Below are 18,059 nucleotides of genomic sequence, written 5' to 3'. Positions count from 1 at the left end.
CTAGCGGATTTTGGCGGCGGGTTCGATCCAGTCGCGCGCGAGCTGCTCGATCCATCGGCCGATATCCGACTCGTTGTCGGGCGGATAGAAGGGTATCACCAGTTCATTGACGCCGGCCGCGCCGTACTTCTTCAAATCATCGGAGTTGATCTGCTTGGTGTACGGGCACACGATGATTTCGACTTCGCTCGCGTCGCGTCCGTTGGCTTTCAGCATCGCGCGAAGCTTGTCCGCCAGCGGCGCCGCCTCGTCCGGTCCAACGCTGAAGCCGAACCATCCGTTGCCGATGTCTGCCGAGCGTTTCAACGCGGGCGCGCTTTCGCCGCCGAAGATTATCGGCAGCTTCGCGCCGCGCGCAGGCTTCGGAAAGCTTCTCGCCGCATCGAAGTTCACGAATTCGCCGTGGAAGGTCGTCACCTCCTCGGACCACAGCCGCCGCATCACTTCGATGTACTCACGCGTCCGCTGCGCACGCCGCTCGAACGGAATCCCCAGCGCTGCAAATTCCTCCGCTGACCATCCGATCCCCACCCCCAGCGCGAATCGTCCCTTAGACAGCCGGTCCAGGCTCGCGACTTCCTTGGCCAGCACGACAGGGTTGTGCTCCGGCACCAGGCAGATTCCCGTCGCCAGCCGAATCGTTTTGGTGACCGCAGCCGCAAACGTCAGCGTGATAAATGGATCGAGCCAGTCCGCACCACCCGGCAAGGGGAACTCGCCGCTCTCCGCGTAGGGATACCTGGAATCCTGGCGGTCGAAGAGCACGACGTGCTCTGCCGCCCAGAGCGTTGAAACTCCACAACGCTCTGCCGCCTCGGCCGTCTTCACAATCGCGCCGGGACGCGCGCCAGTGCCGATGCCCAGCGCGAACAGGCCGATTTTCATTGGCCCGGGCGCGAGCTATTTCTGCCCGCCGCGATTGCCGGCGCCTTCGTGAACTTGAGCATGAAGCGATCGGTCTGACCGAGATGCTTGAACACAACCCAGGTGCGATCGTCTTCCGGGTGGCGCAGCGCGCTCGACGCTCCCGACAGCCTGAAGCCCGCCTTCTCCACATCCTTGATTAGAAAATTCTCGTCGATTCGGTGGAGCGTGGTGGTCACCGTATCGTTGGTGCCCGGCTGCGCGCTGTGATCGACGATCCCGTACATCCCGCCCGGCTTGAGCGCCTTGAACACCGCCGCGTTCACGTTCTCGCGATTGAGCTTGAAGCCGACCATGTCGTGGTAGTTGAGATGGATGATCACGGCGTCGAGCGAGTCCGGCGGCACCGGCAGCACGTCGGGCGCATCGAAGGGTTTGCTGACCTTGACGACGTTCTTGAGCGCCGGCTCTTTCAGCCGTTCGTTCCATGTATCTTCGCTTTTCTTGAATTGCTCGGGAAACGGACCGTTTTGCGAGTAAACCGTGCCGGTCGATCCGACGATTCGCGCATACAGCTCGGTCATGTAGCCGCCGCCCGCGAATATATCGGCAATCTTCATCCCGGGCTTGATTCCGTAAAACGCCATCATCTGATCGGGCCTGCGTCCCGCGTCGAGCGCCTTGTCCGCGGCCGGCCGGTCGGGCGAGTTGATCGCGTCGGTGATCACCTTGGGAATCTGCGCGGCGGGAATCGGTGCGCTTTCAGCCACGCGTGCCGCGACCAGCGCAACCTGCGCGCGCGCCGGCGGCGAGATCCACGCGAATGCGGCGAGTGCGACTATCATTGACATGACCAACCGGCAGGCTCCAATCCGCATTCTCATAGTCATCTCGATTCTCCGCGTAACGTTTGATTCATCTGCCACGATCGAGAGCTAACACACCGATCGCAAAACGGGCAATGCGGTTGCTCCCGCCCGGCGTGCACCCGCCCCCCGCAAGGCGAAAAGGCAGCGGGCGGGGGAGTGGACGCGGGCCTCGTGCTCACGGCAAGATTAACCACGCGGCGGGGCCGCTCGCGATGAACCCGGAAACGGAGTCCAATTCTCGAGACACCCCCAGCTTCAGATGAACCAAGAGACGCAATCCAATTCCTCGGACAGTACGCCCGGCTTCGGCGGACTTCGCGTCGTCGCCTTCGAGAGCCGCATGGCGGCTGAAGTAGCGACGATGATCGAGCGGCGCGGCGGCGTCGCGATTATCGCGCCGGCGATGCGCGAGGTGCCGCTCGAGGACAATCACGCGGCGCTGGATTTTGCCGATCGCCTGCTGGCCGGCAAGAACGAATTCGAAGTGGTCATCTTCATGACCGGGGTCGGGACGCGCGCGCTGTTCCAGGCGATGGAAACGCGCCATCAGCGGGCGCCGATAGCGGCGGCGCTGGCCGCAATCACCACCGTGGCGCGCGGCCCGAAAGCGATTCGCGCGATGCGTGATCTTGGCGTCGAACCCTCGATAGTCGCGCCCGAGCCGAATACCTGGCGCGAGGTGCTCAGCGCGCTTGCGTCGCAGGTCGAGCTCAAGGGCAAGCGCGTCGCGATCCAGGAATACGGAGTTTCCAATCACGAGCTGACCGCGGGACTCGAGGCGCGCGGCGCCTGGGTCACGATTGTTCCGGTCTATAGATGGACGCTGCCGGCCGATCGCGCGCCGCTGCGCGCGGCGTTGAATGCGATCGCGGCGGGCGCGGCGGACGTGGCTATTTTCACCAGCTCGAACCAGGTCACGAACGTCATTGCGCTCGCGGAGGCCGAGGGAATCGGCGACGGCGTCAAGCGCGGACTGGCGCGCATGGCGGTTGGCTCGATCGGGCCGGTATGCTCGGAGCAGATTCGCAACTACGGGCTGCGCGTGGACTTCGAGCCGGAGCATTCGAAGCTCGGCCACCTGGTCAAGGCGGCGGCGGCGCAAGCGGCTTCGATTTTAATCGCGAACCGCGCTGACACGCATCGAATTGAAGCGGGCGCGGCGCCAAATCCGCGGCGGCCGGCAGTTTCGAACGCGCCGCGATCCCGGCTCGCCGACCATCCGATGCTCAAGGCGTGCCGGCGCGAAGCGGCCCCCTACACTCCTATCTGGCTGATGCGCCAGGCGGGCCGCTACATGCCGGAGTATCGGCGGGTGCGCGAGCGTCATGGTTTTCTCGAGATGTGCAAGCGGCCCGATTTGGCCGCCGAAGTCACGGTCACGGCGGTCGAGCGGCTCAAGGTGGATGCAGCGATCATTTTCGCCGATATCCTGCTGCCCCTGATCCCGATGGAAGTCGGGCTGCATTTCGAAAAAGGCGACGGGCCGGTGATCGATCGCCCGGTGCGCACCGAGGCCGACCTGGAACGGATTCCGGCCGTCGACGTGGCGTCGCTCGGCTTCGTTGGCGACGCGATCAAGTTGGTGAATCGCGCGATCGGCGCGACGACTCCGCTGATCGGATTTGCCGGGGCGCCGTTCACGCTCGCGTCGTACCTGATCGAAGGCGGCTCGTCGCGGCAATACCAGGCGACCAAAACTTTCATGTACATGCAGCCCGAAACGTGGCATCGCCTGATGGAGATGCTGGCGCGCATCACGGCGGATTATCTGAAGATGCAAATCGCGGCGGGCGCCGACATCGTGCAGATTTTCGACAGCTGGGTCGGCAGCCTTGGCCCGGACGACTATCGGCGCTTCGTGCTGCCGCATACCGCGTCGGTAATCGCGGCGATTCCCGCCGACGTGCCCGTAATCCATTTCGGGACCCTGACGGGAAACCTGCTCGGGCAGATGCGCGAGGCGGGCGGCGACGTCTTAGGGCTCGACTGGCGCGTCGATCTCGCCGACGCGTGGGCGCGGCTCAACTACAGCGTGGCGGTGCAGGGCAATCTCGATCCGATCGCGCTGTTCGCGGACGTTGCCGAAATCCGCACCCGCGCGCGCGCGATTCTCGATCAGGCGGGCGGACGCCCCGGACATATCTTCAATCTCGGCCACGGAATACTTCCGGATACGCCGGTCGATCACGCAATCGCGCTGGTCGATATGGTTCACGAGATGAGCGCGCGGTGACGCCATGACCACGAAAGCAACCTGTGACGCGGTGTTGATGATTGGATTCGGCGGACCGACGCGCGCCGACCAGGTGCGGCCGTTTCTCGACAATGTTGTGCGCGGACGGCCAATCCCGCCCGAGCGCTACGAAGAGGTGGTGCATCATTACGATCTTCTCGGCGGGCGCTCGCCGTACAATGATCTCACGATGCGCCAGGCGGCCGCGCTGCGCGAGGAGCTTGCGAAAAAAGGCGCGCGCGTGCCGGTCGCGGTCGGGATGGCCAAGTGGGAACCGTATGTTGCCGACTCGCTTCGCGCGCTCGCCGACGGTGGAGCGCGGCGCGTGCTCGGCTTCATCATGGCGGCGCATCGCAGCGAAGCCAGCTTCGAGCGTTACCAGGCAATCGTCAACGACGCGCGCGCTGCGATCGGCGACGGGGCGCCCGAGGTCGTGTATCCCGAGCCCTGGCACGACCATCCGCTGTTCATCGGGGCGATTGCGGCGCGCACGCGCGAGGCGTACGCGCGCCTCGGCGAGCAGGATGCAGCGGGCGCGCGGCTGATCTTCACCGCGCACAGTATCCCGCTGGCGATGGCGCAGGCCGGGCCGTACGTCAAGCAGCTTGCGCAGTCGGCGTGGATGACGGCGGCCAAGCTTGGAATCGGCGGCTGGAAGCTTGCCTATCAAAGCCGCAGCGGCAGTCCGCGCGAGGCGTGGCTCGAACCCGACATCAAGGATACGCTTCGCAGCCTGGACGCGAAGGCGGCGGTGGTCGTGCCGATCGGTTTTTTGTGCGATCACGTCGAAGTGCTGTACGATCTCGATATCGAGGCGGCGCAAATCGCGCGCGAGGCGGGAATCAGGATGGAGCGGGCGCCGACGGTCGGGGACGATCCGTTGTTTATCGAGATGATGGCGTCGATAATCGCGGCGTACGCGCGCGGCGGTAGTGGGTCAGTTTGATTTTTCCTTCTGCTTGGCTTCCCATTCGTCCACGATTCGCACCATGTCTTCAAGCGACGAGAGACGATCCGTGACTCCAGCCTGCATCGCAGGCGTGACCCTGAGCGTTTGATGAATGCGCACGAAATTATAGTGCATGAAGTAGATCGAAAGCGCGTGGATATGGTTCTCCAGCTTCTTGCTGAATGCATTTGTTAAGCGCGTAAATCGACGGGTTCCCATTCGCATCGAAAGATTCTGGCGCTCGACGTAGCTGGTGTTGATGTGCTCGCGATCAGGGTTTCCGCGAATGATTTTACTCTCCGCGCTCCAACAGATTGACGGGCTGTATCGGGTCTCGTTTTGAGGATCGGTGCCGTACATTTTGACTAACATCGCGTAGTCGATTCCATGCGGGAAGGCTGCGTCCACCGCGTTCAAATAGCAATGAAATCCGTCGGTGGTTAGCTGGACTCGACTCGTTAGCCTACTCGCCACGTCCTGTATGATGTGATGCGCCGATTCCGCATCGCGCGGCCCGACATACCACGACGGAACGAGTTTCGTATCCGCGCAAAGTGTAGTCCACGTCCATACGTCGCCGACGCCAAACTGACCGCGCAACTTTTCAGGAACGTCCATCGCTTTGGCGTAAACGAAACTCCAAATCTCATCGGCCTGAATGCGCTTGCAGGATAGATTTCTGAGCGCGCGATCCTGATATTCGGAACACGCATTGCCAGCGTCTGCTAACAACTTGACAATCGTGTTCTTACTAGCGTTAGTCATTCGGGAGATCGCGCGGATAGAAACGCCCTCAACCATCATGCCGAGTATCTGAGCGCGCCGTTCGGGGGATGACTTGTTCATGCATCTGATAATAGACCCATATGCTTGTACTATCAAGTATATGGGTCAGTTTCTGTCACTTAGCCGATATTGTCTTTATAGTATGAACACGATGCGTTGCGATTGACTTATATGTCAATTATGGATGAAATAGAAGCGCTGTGCGAAGACGGGCGCTTAATCAAAGTTGAGCAGAGTTATCCCCGTCCTCGTGGCGCTGAAGCCTTCGAACCTAGAAGCCTCTATGTGACACCGGAGATTAATGAATTCCTGATGAGCGACCATTCGCTAGCACCAGCAGCATCCGCAGATTTTACTGACTTCGTTTTTGGCGAGCCTTTCGAAGTCTCTCTTCACTCGGAGCATGAATTCTATTGCCGCATGTCTCGACTAGATGAAGCCCGGGAAGAAGTCTGGGAAATGCGAATTTGGGATATTGAACCCCAGTTAAGATTCTACGGACGGTTCGCAAAACGAAATATCTTTATTATCCTATATGGTCCCGTCGAAAAGTCGCGATTCTTTCGTAGGAGAATCAGACACAACCCTATTAAGCGAACGTGTATCAGCACTTGGCAAAGCATTTTCAGCTTTGATCCCTTGACCGGTGGAGATGAAATTAATGCCTACCTTTCAAACGTCGATCCTGCATGAGATTGCGCACGGAAAGCCTATCTCACTACGAACAAGATTGCTGTATCGGCGGCGATTACAGAACCGAGTTCAGAGACTACTTCGCAAAGCATTTCGCGACGAACAAAAGAGAACCGGACTCACTCAGAAGGAATTTGCCGAGCGCATCGACAAAGACAAATCCAAAGTAAATCAGTGGCTGAGCATCGCTAGTAACCTAACTTTGGAGACGATCAGCGATCTTCTCCTTGGATTGGGAGTTGATCTAGACGAATTGTCGGTTACTCGGCTTGCCAATTTAATCATGCAGACAGCAAATGACATCGAGGAAGAAGAAAAAGCGTCTCCGCCACCGCCGCAGCTACCACAGCTCAATCCGCCACCAGCAGCGCAATCAGCCAGCGCTCTAGAATCGCAGCAAAATTGGAATCCCCCGCTTTTGGGTTTGGGCGATGACCCCGCCCATCAGGTGACGCCATGAAAATAACCGCCATCGCTCGCGCGCAATCCGTCTATGCTATGCCGCCTAGTATCTTCGCCACCGTGCCCGTCTTTGATCTGGTTGATGGACTCAAGGCGCGTTACGGGTTTCGTCACATTCCAACGGGTCAAGAGTTGATCAATCCGCCGCCAAATCAACCTACAAACTTTCTTTGGGGGAAGTGTCACATAGGCGGGCGCACTATCACAGTGGAGAGCTTGCAAGTTCAAAATTACGCTGCGCTCGCAACGAGCGTTAGTGTGACAACTCGGACTTCAACCGACGACTCAGACTTAGTGCTCGCAGACTTGCAACAATGGGTCGTTGCGGATTTCAAAGTAAATGCGAAGCAGGTATTTCCAACGAACTACGTCAGCCAACTAGAATTCATTGTGGACCGACCTATCTCGGAACAGCTGATGATTCTGAAACCCCTGGCTGAACTTGTCACAGGGCTGGTGCGAGGCTATGGATTTACCGCTTGTCCCGACTACGAACCAAGTTCTTTTATTCTCTTCTTTGACAACAGTAAGTTCACAAATCCGCCCACATTTGCGGGTTCTTTCCTCGTAGATCGGCGCGCAGGGGCGGGTTACGAAGAAAACCGGTATTACTCGCAGGCGCCTTTGCGAACTGCCGATCACATAGCTCTGCTGAATGAGTTGGAGAAACTGTTAATGAAGAAATGAAAAATACGGGGGCGTGGCGGAGTCTGGCTTATCGCGACGGTCTTAAAAACCGTTGGCCTGCTGACACAGGCCCGTGCGTTCGAATCGCACCGCCCCCGTCCCAAACACTTGCACTAGAGTCAGACGTAAATCAAGTTGGATCACTTCGACCAGCGTTTTTGTGCCGCTTTCTGGGCGATTTCCCGACGCTGTTCCGGCGTCAATCGTTCCGCGCGCGCTCGACCGCCCTTCTGTCCGCCCAAGCGCCCCATCTCGACCGCAGCGGGATTGCGCTTGTCCGGCTCGGTGTCTGACGCTTGGCCCGTGGCGATGTCCCCGATCATTTTCGCTAACGCTAACGGATCGCGCGGACGTTTTCTTTGCCTGTCCGCCATGCCAAGAGTATTGCACAGAGCCAGCGCAGACGCATCGCCGAATCAACGGCGGGAGATTTCAAACTGACCCCGTACGCGGGCGGGTGACGGATCGATCGAGGGAGAAGCTCAAACGGACTCCGGCACACATATCAAACGGGTTGCGGTAATCGGCGGGGGCATCAGCGGGCTGGCCGCGGCGTATCGGCTGCGCGAGCTGGCGGCGGCGCGGGAGTTTCCGCTCGAAGTGGAATTGCTGGAACGCAGCGCGCGATGTGGAGGCGCGCTGGAGACGATTCGCCGCGACGGATTTGTGATCGAGACCGGCGCCGATTCATTTTTGTCGGAAAAAACCTCGGCCGCCGAGCTCGCGCGGCGGCTTGGCCTGGGCGCGGAACTGGTTCCGACCCGCGAGATCTACGGCAAGACGTTCGTGGTGCGCGCGGGGCGCCTGGTCGAGGTTCCGGCGGGATTCATGATGCTGGCGACGGCGCACTTCGGGCCGGTTTTCCGAAGTTCGCTTTTTTCGCCGCTCGGAAAATTGCGGATGGCGCTGGAACCGTTCATCGCGACGCGCACCAGCGGCGACGACGAGAGCCTGGATTCATTCGTGACGCGGCGACTGGGGCGCGAGGTGCTCGATCGCGTTGCGCAGGCGCTCGCCGGCGGTATCTACACCGCGGATCCGAAACACCTCAGCACCACGGCGACGATACCGCGCTTTGTCGAGATGGAGCGGCGCTACGGCAGCCTGTTCAAGGGAATGCGCGCGGCAGAACGGGCGCGGGCCTCGAAGAGTCCGGAGGTCAGCGGCGCGCGATGGAGCCTGTTCCAGAGTTTCAGGAACGGGATGGCGACGCTGCCCGAGACGATTGCGAGGCGGCTGGGCGAGTCGATTCGCACGGAGACGGAAGTTATCGGGATGACGCCGACCGCGGACGGATGGCGGCTGGGTCTGGCCGACGGCGGCTCGGGCTCGATCGATGCCGACGCGGTAATCTGCGCGGCGCCGGCGTACGCGGCCGCGCGCATCGTGTCGCCGCATGAGCCGGCGGCTGCGAAGCTGCTCGGCGCGATCACTTACGCGTCGGCGGCGACGGTCAACCTGACCTTTCGCGAGAGCGACTTCGAGGGTCCTCCGCGCGCATTCGGCTTCGTGGTGCCGGCAGTCGAGCATCGGCGCATAATCGCGGCCAGCTTTTCGAGCTTCAAGTTCGAGGGACGCGCGCCCGCGGGCGCAATCCTGGCGCGCGCGTTCATCGGCGGCGAGCTGCATCGCGAAATGATGAATCTCAGCGACGACGAGATGGTCGCCGCCGTGCGCGACGAGTTTCGCGTATTGCTCGGCGTGAAGGCGGCGCCGGGAATCACGGTCGTCAGGCGATGGCCCGACGCGATGCCGCAGTACGACGTCGGGCATCTGGCGCGGGTCGCCGAGATCGAGCGGCTGATCGCCCCGATTCCCGGCTTCGCAATCGCGGGCGCGGCCTATCGCGGCGTGGGGAGTCCCGATTGCGTGCGCAGCGGCGAAGCTGCGGCGGATACGATCTTCGCCAAACTCTCGACGCCGAAATAAGACTCCGATGATGGCGCGCCCGTGAGCATCGAGAAGGCTGCCGGAGCCGGCTCGGCGGCGCATTGGCCGCGAGTGATCGCGCACGCGGACATGGACGCGTTCTACGCCTCGGTCGAAGTGCTCGACAATCCCGCGCTGCGCGGCCTGCCGGTTATAGTGGGCGGGCGCAGCGCGCGCGGGGTGGTGACGTCGGCGTCATACGAGGCGCGCAAATTCGGCGTGCGTTCCGCGATGCCGACCGGGCAGGCGCGCAAACTGTGTCCGCAGGCGATCTTCGTGCCGGGCCGGATGGAGCGCTACGTGGAAATCTCGCGGGTGGTGCGCCGCGTGTTCGAGAGCTTCAGTCCGATCGTCGAGCCGCTCTCGCTCGACGAGGCGTTTATCGATCTGACCGGCACCGAGCGCCTGCTCGGGCCGCCACTTGACGCGGCGCGCAATCTCAAGCGCCGGGTGCTCGAAGAAACCGGGCTGGTCGCATCGGTGGGCGTCGCGCCAACAAAAATGGCGGCAAAGATTCTGAGCGACATGTCGAAGCCCGACGGATTGCTCGCGGTGGCGCCCGAAAAAATGCGCGAATTTCTGACCCCGCTGCCGGTCGAAAGGCTGTGGGGAGTGGGACGGGTGACGCTCGCGCGGATGCATGAATGCGGAATCAAGACGGTCGGCGAGCTGGCGCGGTGCGATCCGGCAGAGCTCAAGAGCCTGTTCGGCGCGATGGGACCGCATCTGCATGAACTGGCGTCGGGTAACGATACGCGACCGGTAATCGCCGACTGGCAGCGCAAGTCATACGGCGAGGAAAATACTTTCGCGCAGGACGTCGCGCTCGACTCGGATGAAATCCGCCGCGTTCTGATCGCGCATGGCGACGCACTGGCGCGGCGGCTTCGCGCCGACGGGGTGCGCGCGCGAACGATCACGCTGAAGCTGAAACTGGCGCGTCCACTGGGCGGCGGGCGCTATCCGCTGATCACGCGCAGCTTCTCGATCGACGCCGCGACCAATGACGGGCCGGAAATCTCGCGCGTCGCGACGGGTTTGCTGTCGAAGGCCGGCACGCGCGACAAAATTCGTCTGGCCGGCGTGCAGGTGCATCAGCTGGAGCGCGCCGACGGTGCGCAGCTGGGGCTGTTCGAGTCAGCGCCCGCGGAGGATCGCAAGCGGGACCGGCTCAACCGGGCGCTGGATGCCGTCGCGAAGAAGTTCGGCGATGAGGCAGTGACGCGCGGGCTGGCGCGCGCGGAGCGCGCCGCGCCGACGCGGCGGATCAAATGACGCGGGCGTCAGCGGCGGTTCCGCGATGAGCTGCCGGAGCCCGGAGTCGTGGTCTCGGCGATTCCCGTTGGCAGGCCGTCGATGCTGCGCAGGTTATGCGTCTGCCAGTAATCCCGCTTTTCTTCTTCGGTGCGTTTAAGCCAGTACTTTTCCAGCGTGTCGCGCCCGGTCATCTCGCCCATCCGGGGCACCGCGTAACCGCACGAGGTCATCGCCGATTCGACGCCGATCTCCATTATCTGGCGCACTCCGGGAAGCTCGGGAAAGCTGGCGGCCAGTTCCGGCCAGCGGGCGTGGTCCGGACCAATGACGGTGCCGCGTCCGTAGATGCGCGCGATCTCCGCGTGGTTGCCGAATGAGCAGAACATTATCGTGATGCGGCCGTCGCGAAGCAGATGGGCGGCGGTTTCGTTGCCGCTGCCGGTCAGGTCCAGGTAGGCGACGCGTTTTTCATCCAGCACGCGGAAGGTATCCATGCCCTTGGGCGACAGATTGATGCGGCCCTGCGGCGCCGCGGTGGCGACGAAGAAGACCGGTTGCGCGCCGATGAACCCGGTCAATTCGGGAGTGAGCCGGTCGAAGAATTTGGACATGACCCTTAACCCCGCTTGCAAAGATTACTTAACTATAGTTAATATCTTGCCTGATGCAAGCAGTTGTACGCCGCGACCCAATCTTCCGCGCGATCGAAGCGATGACCGCGCTGACGGAGATCTTCGAGCGCCGGCGCGAGGTGCTGGCCCGCGACGCGGGTATCACGATCGAGCAGTGGCGGGTGCTCGAGGAAATCTCGACCGAACATTTTATTCCGTCGATGTTCGCGCGCAGCCGCGACAGTTCGGCGGCGGCGGTATCGAAAATATTGCGCCAACTGCTCGACGGCGGCATGGTCTCGGCCGCGATTGGGCGGGCCGACCGCAGGAACCGGCGCTACAAGCTGACCGCGAAGGGCAAGCGGGTGCTGGGCGAGCTGCGCGCGTCACGCCAGGCGGCGATCGAGGCGATCTGGACGGGATTTTCGCGCGACGAGCTGGCCGCATTCAGCGGTTTCGCGGTCAAGCTGTCCGATCGGATCGACCGCTATTCGCGCAGGAAAATGGCGCGGCGCGTGGCGGCGGTGCGATGAACTTCAACGGCGCTCTTTTACCGATTTAGAAATTGTTGCGCCGCCGGATGCAGATCCGATGCGGCGGGAGTTGAACGCAATGGCCACAAAAACCCTGTTCGAAAAAATCTGGGAAGCGCACGTGGTCCGCGAAAAGCAACATGAGCCTTCCCTGCTCTACATCGACCTGCACCTGGTTCACGAAGTCACGTCGCCGCAGGCGTTCGAGGGCCTGCGCCGCAGCGGGCGCAAGGTCCGCGCGCCGCATCGCACCTACGCCACGCAGGATCACAACGTGCCGACGACGGATCGGAGCAAGCCGATTGCCGATCCCGATTCGAAACTGCAGATCGAGACGCTGAGGCGCAACTGCGCGGAGTTCGGGCTGCGGCTATTCGACATCGGCTCGCGCGAGCAGGGAATCGTGCACGTCATCGGGCCGGAGCTCGGGCTGACGCAGCCGGGCATGACGATCGTTTGCGGCGACAGCCATACCGCTACTCACGGCGCGTTCGGGGCGCTGGCGTTCGGCATCGGCACCAGCGAGGTCGAGCACGTGCTGGCGACGCAATGCCTGTGGGAAGCGCGTCCGCAGACGTTTGAAATCCGCGTCGACGGAAAGCTCGGCGCGGGAGTCGGCGCCAAGGATTTAATCCTCGGCATCATCGGCAGGATCAAGACCAACGGCGCAACCGGGCACGTGATCGAGTACCGCGGCGCGGCCGTCGAGGCGCTGTCGATGGAAGAGCGCATGACGGTGTGCAACATGTCGATCGAAGGCGGCGCGCGCGCCGGGATGGTCGCGGCGGACAAGACCACCGTCGAGTATCTGCGCGGGCGCCGGTATATCCCCATCGGCAAGGAATTCGACGAACTGGCGGCGCGATGGCTCCAATGCCGCAGCGACGACGGCGCGAAGTTCGATCGCAGCGTAGTGTTCGACGCCGCGACGTTCGCGCCACAAGTGACGTGGGGCACGAATCCCGGGATGGTCACCGAGGTTGGGGGAAGCGTGCCGAATCCCGCGGAGATCGGCGACAAGGAGCAGCGCGAGACGGTCGAGCGGGCGCTGACCTACATGGCGCTGCGGCCCGGCACGAGAATCGAGGACATCAAGATCGATCGCGTGTTCATCGGATCGTGCACGAACTCGCGGCTGAGCGATCTCAAGGCCGCCGCCGCCGTCGTCAAGGGACGCAAAGTCGCGCCGACCGTGCGGGCAATGGTGGTGCCGGGATCGCAGGAGATCAAGGCGGAGGCGGAGAGCCTCGGGCTGGACAGAATTTTCACGCAAGCGGGCTTCGAGTGGCGCGAATCGGGATGCAGCATGTGCCTGGCGATGAATCCCGACGTGCTGCAGCCGGGCGAGCGATGCGCCAGCACGTCGAATCGCAACTTCGAGGGGCGTCAAGGCAAGGGCGGGCGCACGCATCTGGTTAGCCCCGCGATGGCGGCGGCGGCGGCGATAGCAGGACACTTCGTCGATGTGCGCGAGTGGCAGGGGTGACCCCTGCACTCAATATTAAGGCCGCCCGCCGTTGGCGGGCGCGGCATGAAGGAAGAATCACCTGCGCGGTGGGCGGCAGGGGTGACCCCTGCACCCGGTAGTGAGAAGACGCGAAAATCTGCGCAGCGCATCTTTTCGCGAGTACACGATGGAAGAGCCAATGGCCAGGGGTGAGCCCTGCCACTCGATGTTAAGAAAAGATGCGGGACTTCGTCCCGGTTGGAAGTTAGTAAGGTAGGAAGGATGGTACGTCGCGGGCGTCGTTCTTAGGAGACACAGATGCAGGCATTCAAGAGTTTTACCGGGATGGTCGCGCCGCTCGATCGGGCCAACGTCGATACCGATCAGATCATCCCCAAGCAGTTTCTGAAGGCTGTAGTGCGCACCGGGCTAAAGAAGGGGCTGTTCATCGACTGGCGGCTAAATCCCGACGGCACCGAGAACCAGGATTTCGCGCTGAACAAGCCGCGCTACCAGGGCGCGTCGATTCTGGTGGCGCGCAACAATTTTGGATGCGGCAGTTCGCGCGAGCATGCGGTGTGGGCGCTCGATGACGCGGGCTTCCGCGCGGTGATCGCGCCGGAGTTCGCCGATATCTTCCACAACAACTGTTTGAAGAACGGCTTTCTTCCGATCACGCTGCCGGCCAACGAGGTCGAGCATATTTTTCGCGCCACCGGCGACTACGAGGCGTACCGGCTCACGATCGATCTCGAAAAGCAGACAGTGTCCGACGATTTCGGATGGACGGCGCATTTCGAGATCGAGCCGTTCCAGAAGAAGTGCCTGCTCGAGGGTCTCGACGACGTGGCGCTGACGCTCGCGCACGAGGACCGGATCCTTGCGTACGAAAAAGCGCATCCACTACCGCATCGCTTCGAGTAGAGCCGTTGCGACGGCGGCACAGGCTCTTTGCACACTTGTGCTCATCTCGACGTTAGTCTTTACGTTCGCGTGGCGGTGAGAAGGATCGCGGGGGCGAAATGGGGCAACGGTAGTGGAAAGCCCCTGAAAAAAAGGCTGGCGCCGCGCGCGCCGCGGGGGGAAACTCATCGCAGGTGCCAAATCGCATGAAACCAATCTTCTCGATGACAATCGTCGCGCTGTGCTCGACGGCGCTGGCTGGATGCTGGTTCTATTCGAGGCCTGACACGGCGTCAGGCTGTCAGAAGACCACCTATGGCGTCGCGATAGCCTCGACCAGCAGCGAGAACTGCCCTCCCTCCGAGGCCAGCGCTCCGACACCGCCGACCGTACCGCCGCTACCCCCGCCCTCGATGCCGTGATTCGTGGGTCGCGGCGGTAGCGCAGGCTCTTTGCACGCTTGTGCTCATCTGGATGTTAGTCTGTACGTTCGCACGGGAGGCCAATGTAGAAGATCGAGATGGCGCGCTGGAACAGCACCCTCACCGCCGGCGGGGACGCCGTTCCCTCTCCCGCAAGCGGGCGAGGGTTAATAGGTACTCAAGAGCCATATAGGACGATCACCGCGGGCGCCGAGCACGAGCGCATGCGGCTGGACGTGTTCGTGTCGATGCGGCTTGCGCCGGAGTACTCGCGCTCGCAGGTGGCGCGGATGATTAAGGCGGGACTGGTGACGGTCAACGGGGCGGTCGCGCGCGCGTCCGGCGCGGTGCGGACCGGAGACAGGATCGAGGTCGCCGCGGCGCCTGCCGGTGCGCTGTACGATCCTTCAAATTACAAAGAAGGTGACGCGCCGGAGATTTCGGTAATTTTCGCCGACGACGAAATAATCGTCGTGAACAAACCCGCCGGCATGACGGTGCATCCCGCCCCAGGGCATCCCGCAGGCACGCTGGTGGACGCTCTCCTGGCGCGGTTTCCCGAGCTTGCCGCGATGGCCGAGCCCGACGGCGTGCTGCGTCCCGGCATCGTGCATCGCCTCGACAAAGACACTTCGGGCGTGATGATCGTGGCGCGGACGCCATTTTCGCGCACCGCGCTTTCGCGGCAGTTCAAGGAACGCAGCGTGAGAAAGACCTATCTCGCGATCGTCAAGGGCAAGGTCGCGCGCGATCGGCAGACGATCGAGCGGCCCGTCGGGCGCCATCCCGTGGAGCGCAAGCGGATGTCGGTGCGGTCGCATGCGCCGCGCGACGCGGTCAGCCATCTGACGGTGCTCGCGCGCTTCGATCCCGCGCAAGCGGGCGACGCGGGCGCATCGTTGGTGCGGGTAAAACCCGACACGGGCAGGATGCATCAGATTCGCGTGCATCTCGCGTCGATTGGTCATCCGTGCCTGGGCGATCCTCTATATGGCGGCAAGGCGGGATGCGATGGATTCTTTCATCGACAGGCGCTGCATGCGATTGCGCTTTCGATCACGCATCCGAGGTCGGGCGCGCCGCTGGAATTCATCGCGCCGTTGCCAACTGATTTCGTCGAATTTCTCGCGCAGAAGTCATTGGGGCCCGATGCGCGCGAGCTGCGGCGATGGATCGAACTGAACTGATACAGGTGGACGCGCGGGCGCGGGTAGTGGGTCAGTTTGGAAAAAGTATCGCGCGGTTCAGTGCCACCAGGCGATGTTCAGCAATTTGCTCGCGGCTGCGTTCAGCCCTGGGTACACGGCGCTGAGCCGATCGAAGTGCACCCACAAGTATCCGATCGCAAAACCGGCGATCACGTAGGAGAGCCACTTTGATGTTGTTGCCCGGTTCATCGACAGCAGCCTCTTCTTTTTAGTAGCGAATTGCTACTGTAGTGTCTAGTTGGCGATGGACTTGGAACACTCGCTGCCATTGGGACAGCGCCGGAGAACTCAAACCGCTCCGCCCTCCCAATCGTCCACGATCCGCACAATGTCGGCAAGCAAACACAGCGTATCCGTCGCTTCACCTTTCAAAGGCGCTCCGTTCATTCATTTTATGTTGAGGCGCGGCCTGCGAGATGATATCGTGATATCAAAGGTAGCGAATTCTCATGGCACAACTGGTCGTCAGAAATCTCGAAGAAGGCGTCAAGGCGCGACTCCAACGTCAGGCAAGCCGTCATGGCCACAGCATGGAGGAAGAAGTGCGTGACATTCTCCGTAACGCCGTGAGGACTGAGGAACGGGCAGCCGCGCCGCTTGGCAGCCGCATCCGGACTCGCTTCGCGCGCATCGGCTTGAACGAAGACCTCCCGGAGCTCCGTGGGCAGAAGGCAAGTCCGATAGTCTTCGGTAGATGATCGTTCTCGACACCAACGTCCTGTCGGCACTGATGCAACGCGAGGCTGATCCTTCCGTGGTTGCCTGGCTCGATCTCCAGCCGTCCGAATCAGTCTGGACTACAGCAGTGACCGTCTTCGAGATCCGCTTCGGTCTGGAGTTGCTCGCGCCCGGACGCCGCAGACGGCAGCTGGAGGACGCGTTCAGTCGCGTCGTCGATGAAGATTTTCAGGGGCGAATTCTCGCCTTCGACCAGGAGGCGGCCGGGGAAGCGGCAAGCCGCGCGGCACAGCGGCGGGCAGCGGGGAAGCCCGTGGACTTCCGCGAGATCGAAATCGCCGGCATCGTCTCCGCAAGGCGGGCGACGCTCGCTACCCGTAACGCTCGCCACTTCATGGATCTGAGGATCGAGCTGATCGATCCTTGGGCGCGCAGCTAAGTGCGAACCGCTTACCCCGGACTCGAACCCCGTTGACACGGCGGCATTGCTTGGGTAGCGTTTTGGCAGAGCTTCCGCACTGAGGACGCTGAGACGGGTGGGGTGCTGAGTCCCGTTTTCCCGCGGTCCGTAATTCCGAACCTGAACTCAAGGCGTTAGTTGTTCCGAATCCCGGCCGCTCGAGAACTCATGAATCTATAATGGTATCTCCGGTCGTGGGAGGCCATTTACAAGCAAACGTCCATAGCCTGCGGCGCGCACGCTTAAACGGCGGCGAGTTGCAGCAGTCAAGCACGTGATGGAGATTCAGGTTGCGGGGAAGGCATATGGGCAAGGGCAGAGGGGCTGCGAAGAACGACGAGGGGCGCTTCGACGACTCGCGTTCGACAAACGGGGCGCCGCGCCAGGTAAATCTGGATGGCAATCCGAATCTTCCGCCACCGGCGCCGGTGATCAGCGACGAAGGGGTGCTCAACCTCAAGTCGCTCAAGCGCGCGAAGATAACCGAACTGGCGCAGATGGCGCGCGACTTCAACGTCGATGGCGCCACCAACATGCGCAAGCAGGAGATGATCTTTGCGGTTCTGCAGGCGCAAGCCGCCAAGAACGGCTCGATCCTGGGCGAGGGCGTGCTGGAAATTCTGCCCGACGGCTTCGGCTTCCTGCGCGCGCCGGACTACAACTACCTGCCCGGCCCCGACGACATATATATTTCGCCGAGCCAGATTCGCAAGTTCAATTTGCGCACCGGCGACGTGGTTTCCGGGCTGATTCGCCCGCCGAAAGAAGGCGAGCGCTACTTCGCGCTGCTCAAGGTTGAATCGATCAACTACGAGGATCCTGAAAAGGCGCGCGACAAGATCCTGTTCGACAACCTGACGCCGCTCTATCCCGAGGAGCGCATCAAGCTCGAATACAATCACGAGGATCTGACCACCCGGATCATCGATTTGGTCGCGCCTATCGGCAAAGGCCAGCGCGGACTTATCGTCGCGGCGCCGTTCACGGGCAAGACGATGATGCTGCAGGCGATCGCCAAGGCGATCGCGCACAACCATCCCGAGATCGTGCTGATCGTGCTGCTGGTCG

The 18,059-nt window shown here is 61.9% G+C and carries 21 protein-coding genes and 1 tRNA gene; 16 read left to right on the top strand and 6 right to left on the bottom strand.

Annotated features, from left to right (window positions below):
- On the bottom strand, window positions 1-885 hold the full coding sequence (locus tag ABSB13_RS03740; protein WP_428105612.1) for an LLM class F420-dependent oxidoreductase: 885 nt from the start codon (window positions 883-885) through the stop codon (window positions 1-3).
- Window positions 882-1,715 (bottom strand): class I SAM-dependent methyltransferase, encoded by an 834-nt coding sequence (locus ABSB13_RS03735; RefSeq protein WP_428105611.1) that lies wholly within the window; start codon window positions 1,713-1,715, stop codon window positions 882-884. Before ABSB13_RS03735 ends, ABSB13_RS03740 begins: the two co-directional genes overlap by 4 nt.
- A gap of 277 nt (window positions 1,716-1,992) precedes the next feature.
- Between ABSB13_RS03735 and hemE the strand changes: the two genes are divergently transcribed.
- Both hemE and hemH read left to right on the top strand, forming a co-directional pair.
- The gene (hemE, locus tag ABSB13_RS03730; RefSeq protein WP_428105609.1) at window positions 1,993-3,966 is read left to right on the top strand and encodes a uroporphyrinogen decarboxylase; all 1,974 of its coding nucleotides are present in this window, start codon (window positions 1,993-1,995) and stop codon (window positions 3,964-3,966) included.
- Window positions 3,967-3,970: 4 nt separating this feature from the next.
- Window positions 3,971-4,912 (top strand): ferrochelatase, encoded by a 942-nt coding sequence (gene hemH / locus ABSB13_RS03725; RefSeq protein ID WP_428105607.1) that lies wholly within the window; start codon window positions 3,971-3,973, stop codon window positions 4,910-4,912.
- On the opposite strand, the gene ABSB13_RS03720 is transcribed toward hemH, so the two are convergent.
- Entirely contained in the window at window positions 4,904-5,761 is an 858-nt protein-coding gene (locus ABSB13_RS03720) for an IS1 family transposase (RefSeq protein WP_428105605.1), read from the bottom strand. The genes hemH and ABSB13_RS03720 overlap by 9 nt on opposite strands.
- A gap of 120 nt (window positions 5,762-5,881) precedes the next feature.
- On the opposite strand from ABSB13_RS03720, the gene ABSB13_RS03715 reads away from it, so the two are divergent.
- The 4 genes from ABSB13_RS03715 (at window position 5,882) to ABSB13_RS03700 (ending at window position 7,641) form a co-directional block, all read left to right on the top strand.
- Complete coding sequence (locus ABSB13_RS03715; protein WP_428105604.1) at window positions 5,882-6,394, top strand: hypothetical protein; 513 nt, start codon at window positions 5,882-5,884, stop codon at window positions 6,392-6,394.
- Window positions 6,363-6,854 carry a helix-turn-helix domain-containing protein gene (locus tag ABSB13_RS03710; RefSeq protein WP_428105602.1) on the top strand — a complete coding sequence of 164 codons (492 nt, stop codon included), beginning with the start codon at window positions 6,363-6,365 and terminating at the stop codon, window positions 6,852-6,854. The genes ABSB13_RS03715 and ABSB13_RS03710 overlap by 32 nt, the downstream gene beginning before the upstream one ends.
- Entirely contained in the window at window positions 6,851-7,543 is a 693-nt protein-coding gene (locus ABSB13_RS03705; RefSeq protein ID WP_428105600.1) for a hypothetical protein, read from the top strand. The genes ABSB13_RS03710 and ABSB13_RS03705 overlap by 4 nt, the downstream gene beginning before the upstream one ends.
- A 7-nt stretch (window positions 7,544-7,550) precedes the next feature.
- A tRNA-Leu gene (locus tag ABSB13_RS03700) sits at window positions 7,551-7,641 on the top strand.
- Between the two features lie 42 nt (window positions 7,642-7,683).
- Here the strand turns inward: ABSB13_RS03700 and ABSB13_RS03695 are convergent.
- Entirely contained in the window at window positions 7,684-7,917 is a 234-nt protein-coding gene (locus ABSB13_RS03695; protein WP_428105598.1) for a histone H1, read from the bottom strand.
- Window positions 7,918-8,011: 94 nt separating this feature from the next.
- Here ABSB13_RS03695 and hemG point away from each other — a divergent pair, with 94 nt between their 5' ends.
- Window positions 8,012-9,472 (top strand): protoporphyrinogen oxidase, encoded by a 1,461-nt coding sequence (gene hemG, locus ABSB13_RS03690; RefSeq protein ID WP_428105676.1) that lies wholly within the window; start codon window positions 8,012-8,014, stop codon window positions 9,470-9,472.
- A gap of 21 nt (window positions 9,473-9,493) precedes the next feature.
- Window positions 9,494-10,747: a DNA polymerase IV gene (gene dinB / locus ABSB13_RS03685; RefSeq protein ID WP_428105597.1), complete on the top strand. Its 1,254-nt coding sequence runs from the start codon at window positions 9,494-9,496 to the stop codon at window positions 10,745-10,747.
- Window positions 10,748-10,755: 8 nt separating this feature from the next.
- On the opposite strand, the gene ABSB13_RS03680 is transcribed toward dinB, so the two are convergent.
- Entirely contained in the window at window positions 10,756-11,340 is a 585-nt protein-coding gene (locus ABSB13_RS03680; RefSeq protein ID WP_428105595.1) for a pyridoxamine 5'-phosphate oxidase family protein, read from the bottom strand.
- A 53-nt stretch (window positions 11,341-11,393) separates the two neighbouring features.
- Here ABSB13_RS03680 and ABSB13_RS03675 point away from each other — a divergent pair, with 53 nt between their 5' ends.
- The 5 genes from ABSB13_RS03675 (at window position 11,394) to ABSB13_RS03655 (ending at window position 15,832) form a co-directional block, all read left to right on the top strand.
- On the top strand, window positions 11,394-11,873 hold the full coding sequence (locus ABSB13_RS03675; RefSeq protein WP_428105594.1) for a MarR family winged helix-turn-helix transcriptional regulator: 480 nt from the start codon (window positions 11,394-11,396) through the stop codon (window positions 11,871-11,873).
- Window positions 11,874-11,952: 79 nt separating this feature from the next.
- Complete coding sequence (gene leuC / locus ABSB13_RS03670; RefSeq protein WP_428105593.1) at window positions 11,953-13,359, top strand: 3-isopropylmalate dehydratase large subunit; 1,407 nt, start codon at window positions 11,953-11,955, stop codon at window positions 13,357-13,359.
- 279 nt (window positions 13,360-13,638) lie between these two features.
- Window positions 13,639-14,244: a 3-isopropylmalate dehydratase small subunit gene (leuD, locus tag ABSB13_RS03665; protein ID WP_428105591.1), complete on the top strand. Its 606-nt coding sequence runs from the start codon at window positions 13,639-13,641 to the stop codon at window positions 14,242-14,244.
- 185 nt (window positions 14,245-14,429) lie between these two features.
- Complete coding sequence (locus tag ABSB13_RS03660) at window positions 14,430-14,645, top strand: hypothetical protein (RefSeq protein WP_428105589.1); 216 nt, start codon at window positions 14,430-14,432, stop codon at window positions 14,643-14,645.
- Between the two features lie 224 nt (window positions 14,646-14,869).
- Window positions 14,870-15,832: an RluA family pseudouridine synthase gene (locus ABSB13_RS03655; RefSeq protein WP_428105587.1), complete on the top strand. Its 963-nt coding sequence runs from the start codon at window positions 14,870-14,872 to the stop codon at window positions 15,830-15,832.
- Window positions 15,833-15,889: 57 nt separating this feature from the next.
- On the opposite strand, the gene ABSB13_RS03650 is transcribed toward ABSB13_RS03655, so the two are convergent.
- On the bottom strand, window positions 15,890-16,042 hold the full coding sequence (locus ABSB13_RS03650; protein ID WP_428105585.1) for a hypothetical protein: 153 nt from the start codon (window positions 16,040-16,042) through the stop codon (window positions 15,890-15,892).
- A 260-nt stretch (window positions 16,043-16,302) separates the two neighbouring features.
- Between ABSB13_RS03650 and ABSB13_RS03645 the strand changes: the two genes are divergently transcribed.
- The 3 genes from ABSB13_RS03645 to ABSB13_RS03635 form a co-directional block, all read left to right on the top strand.
- On the top strand, window positions 16,303-16,551 hold the full coding sequence (locus ABSB13_RS03645; protein ID WP_428105583.1) for a FitA-like ribbon-helix-helix domain-containing protein: 249 nt from the start codon (window positions 16,303-16,305) through the stop codon (window positions 16,549-16,551).
- Window positions 16,548-16,970, top strand: coding sequence for a type II toxin-antitoxin system VapC family toxin (locus ABSB13_RS03640; protein ID WP_428105581.1), 423 nt, complete (start codon window positions 16,548-16,550; stop codon window positions 16,968-16,970). The genes ABSB13_RS03645 and ABSB13_RS03640 overlap by 4 nt, the downstream gene beginning before the upstream one ends.
- A gap of 518 nt (window positions 16,971-17,488) precedes the next feature.
- A partial coding sequence (locus tag ABSB13_RS03635) for a Rho termination factor N-terminal domain-containing protein (protein ID WP_428105674.1) occupies window positions 17,489-18,059 on the top strand: 571 nt, incomplete at its 3' end.

It is taken from the genome of Binatus sp. (SeqCode) (genome assembly GCF_050013435.1).
Classification (GTDB): domain Bacteria; phylum Desulfobacterota; class Binatia; order Binatales; family Binataceae; genus Binatus.
Note: the sequence above shows the minus strand (reverse complement) of the source record. Positions and strands in the feature narration are given on the sequence as shown.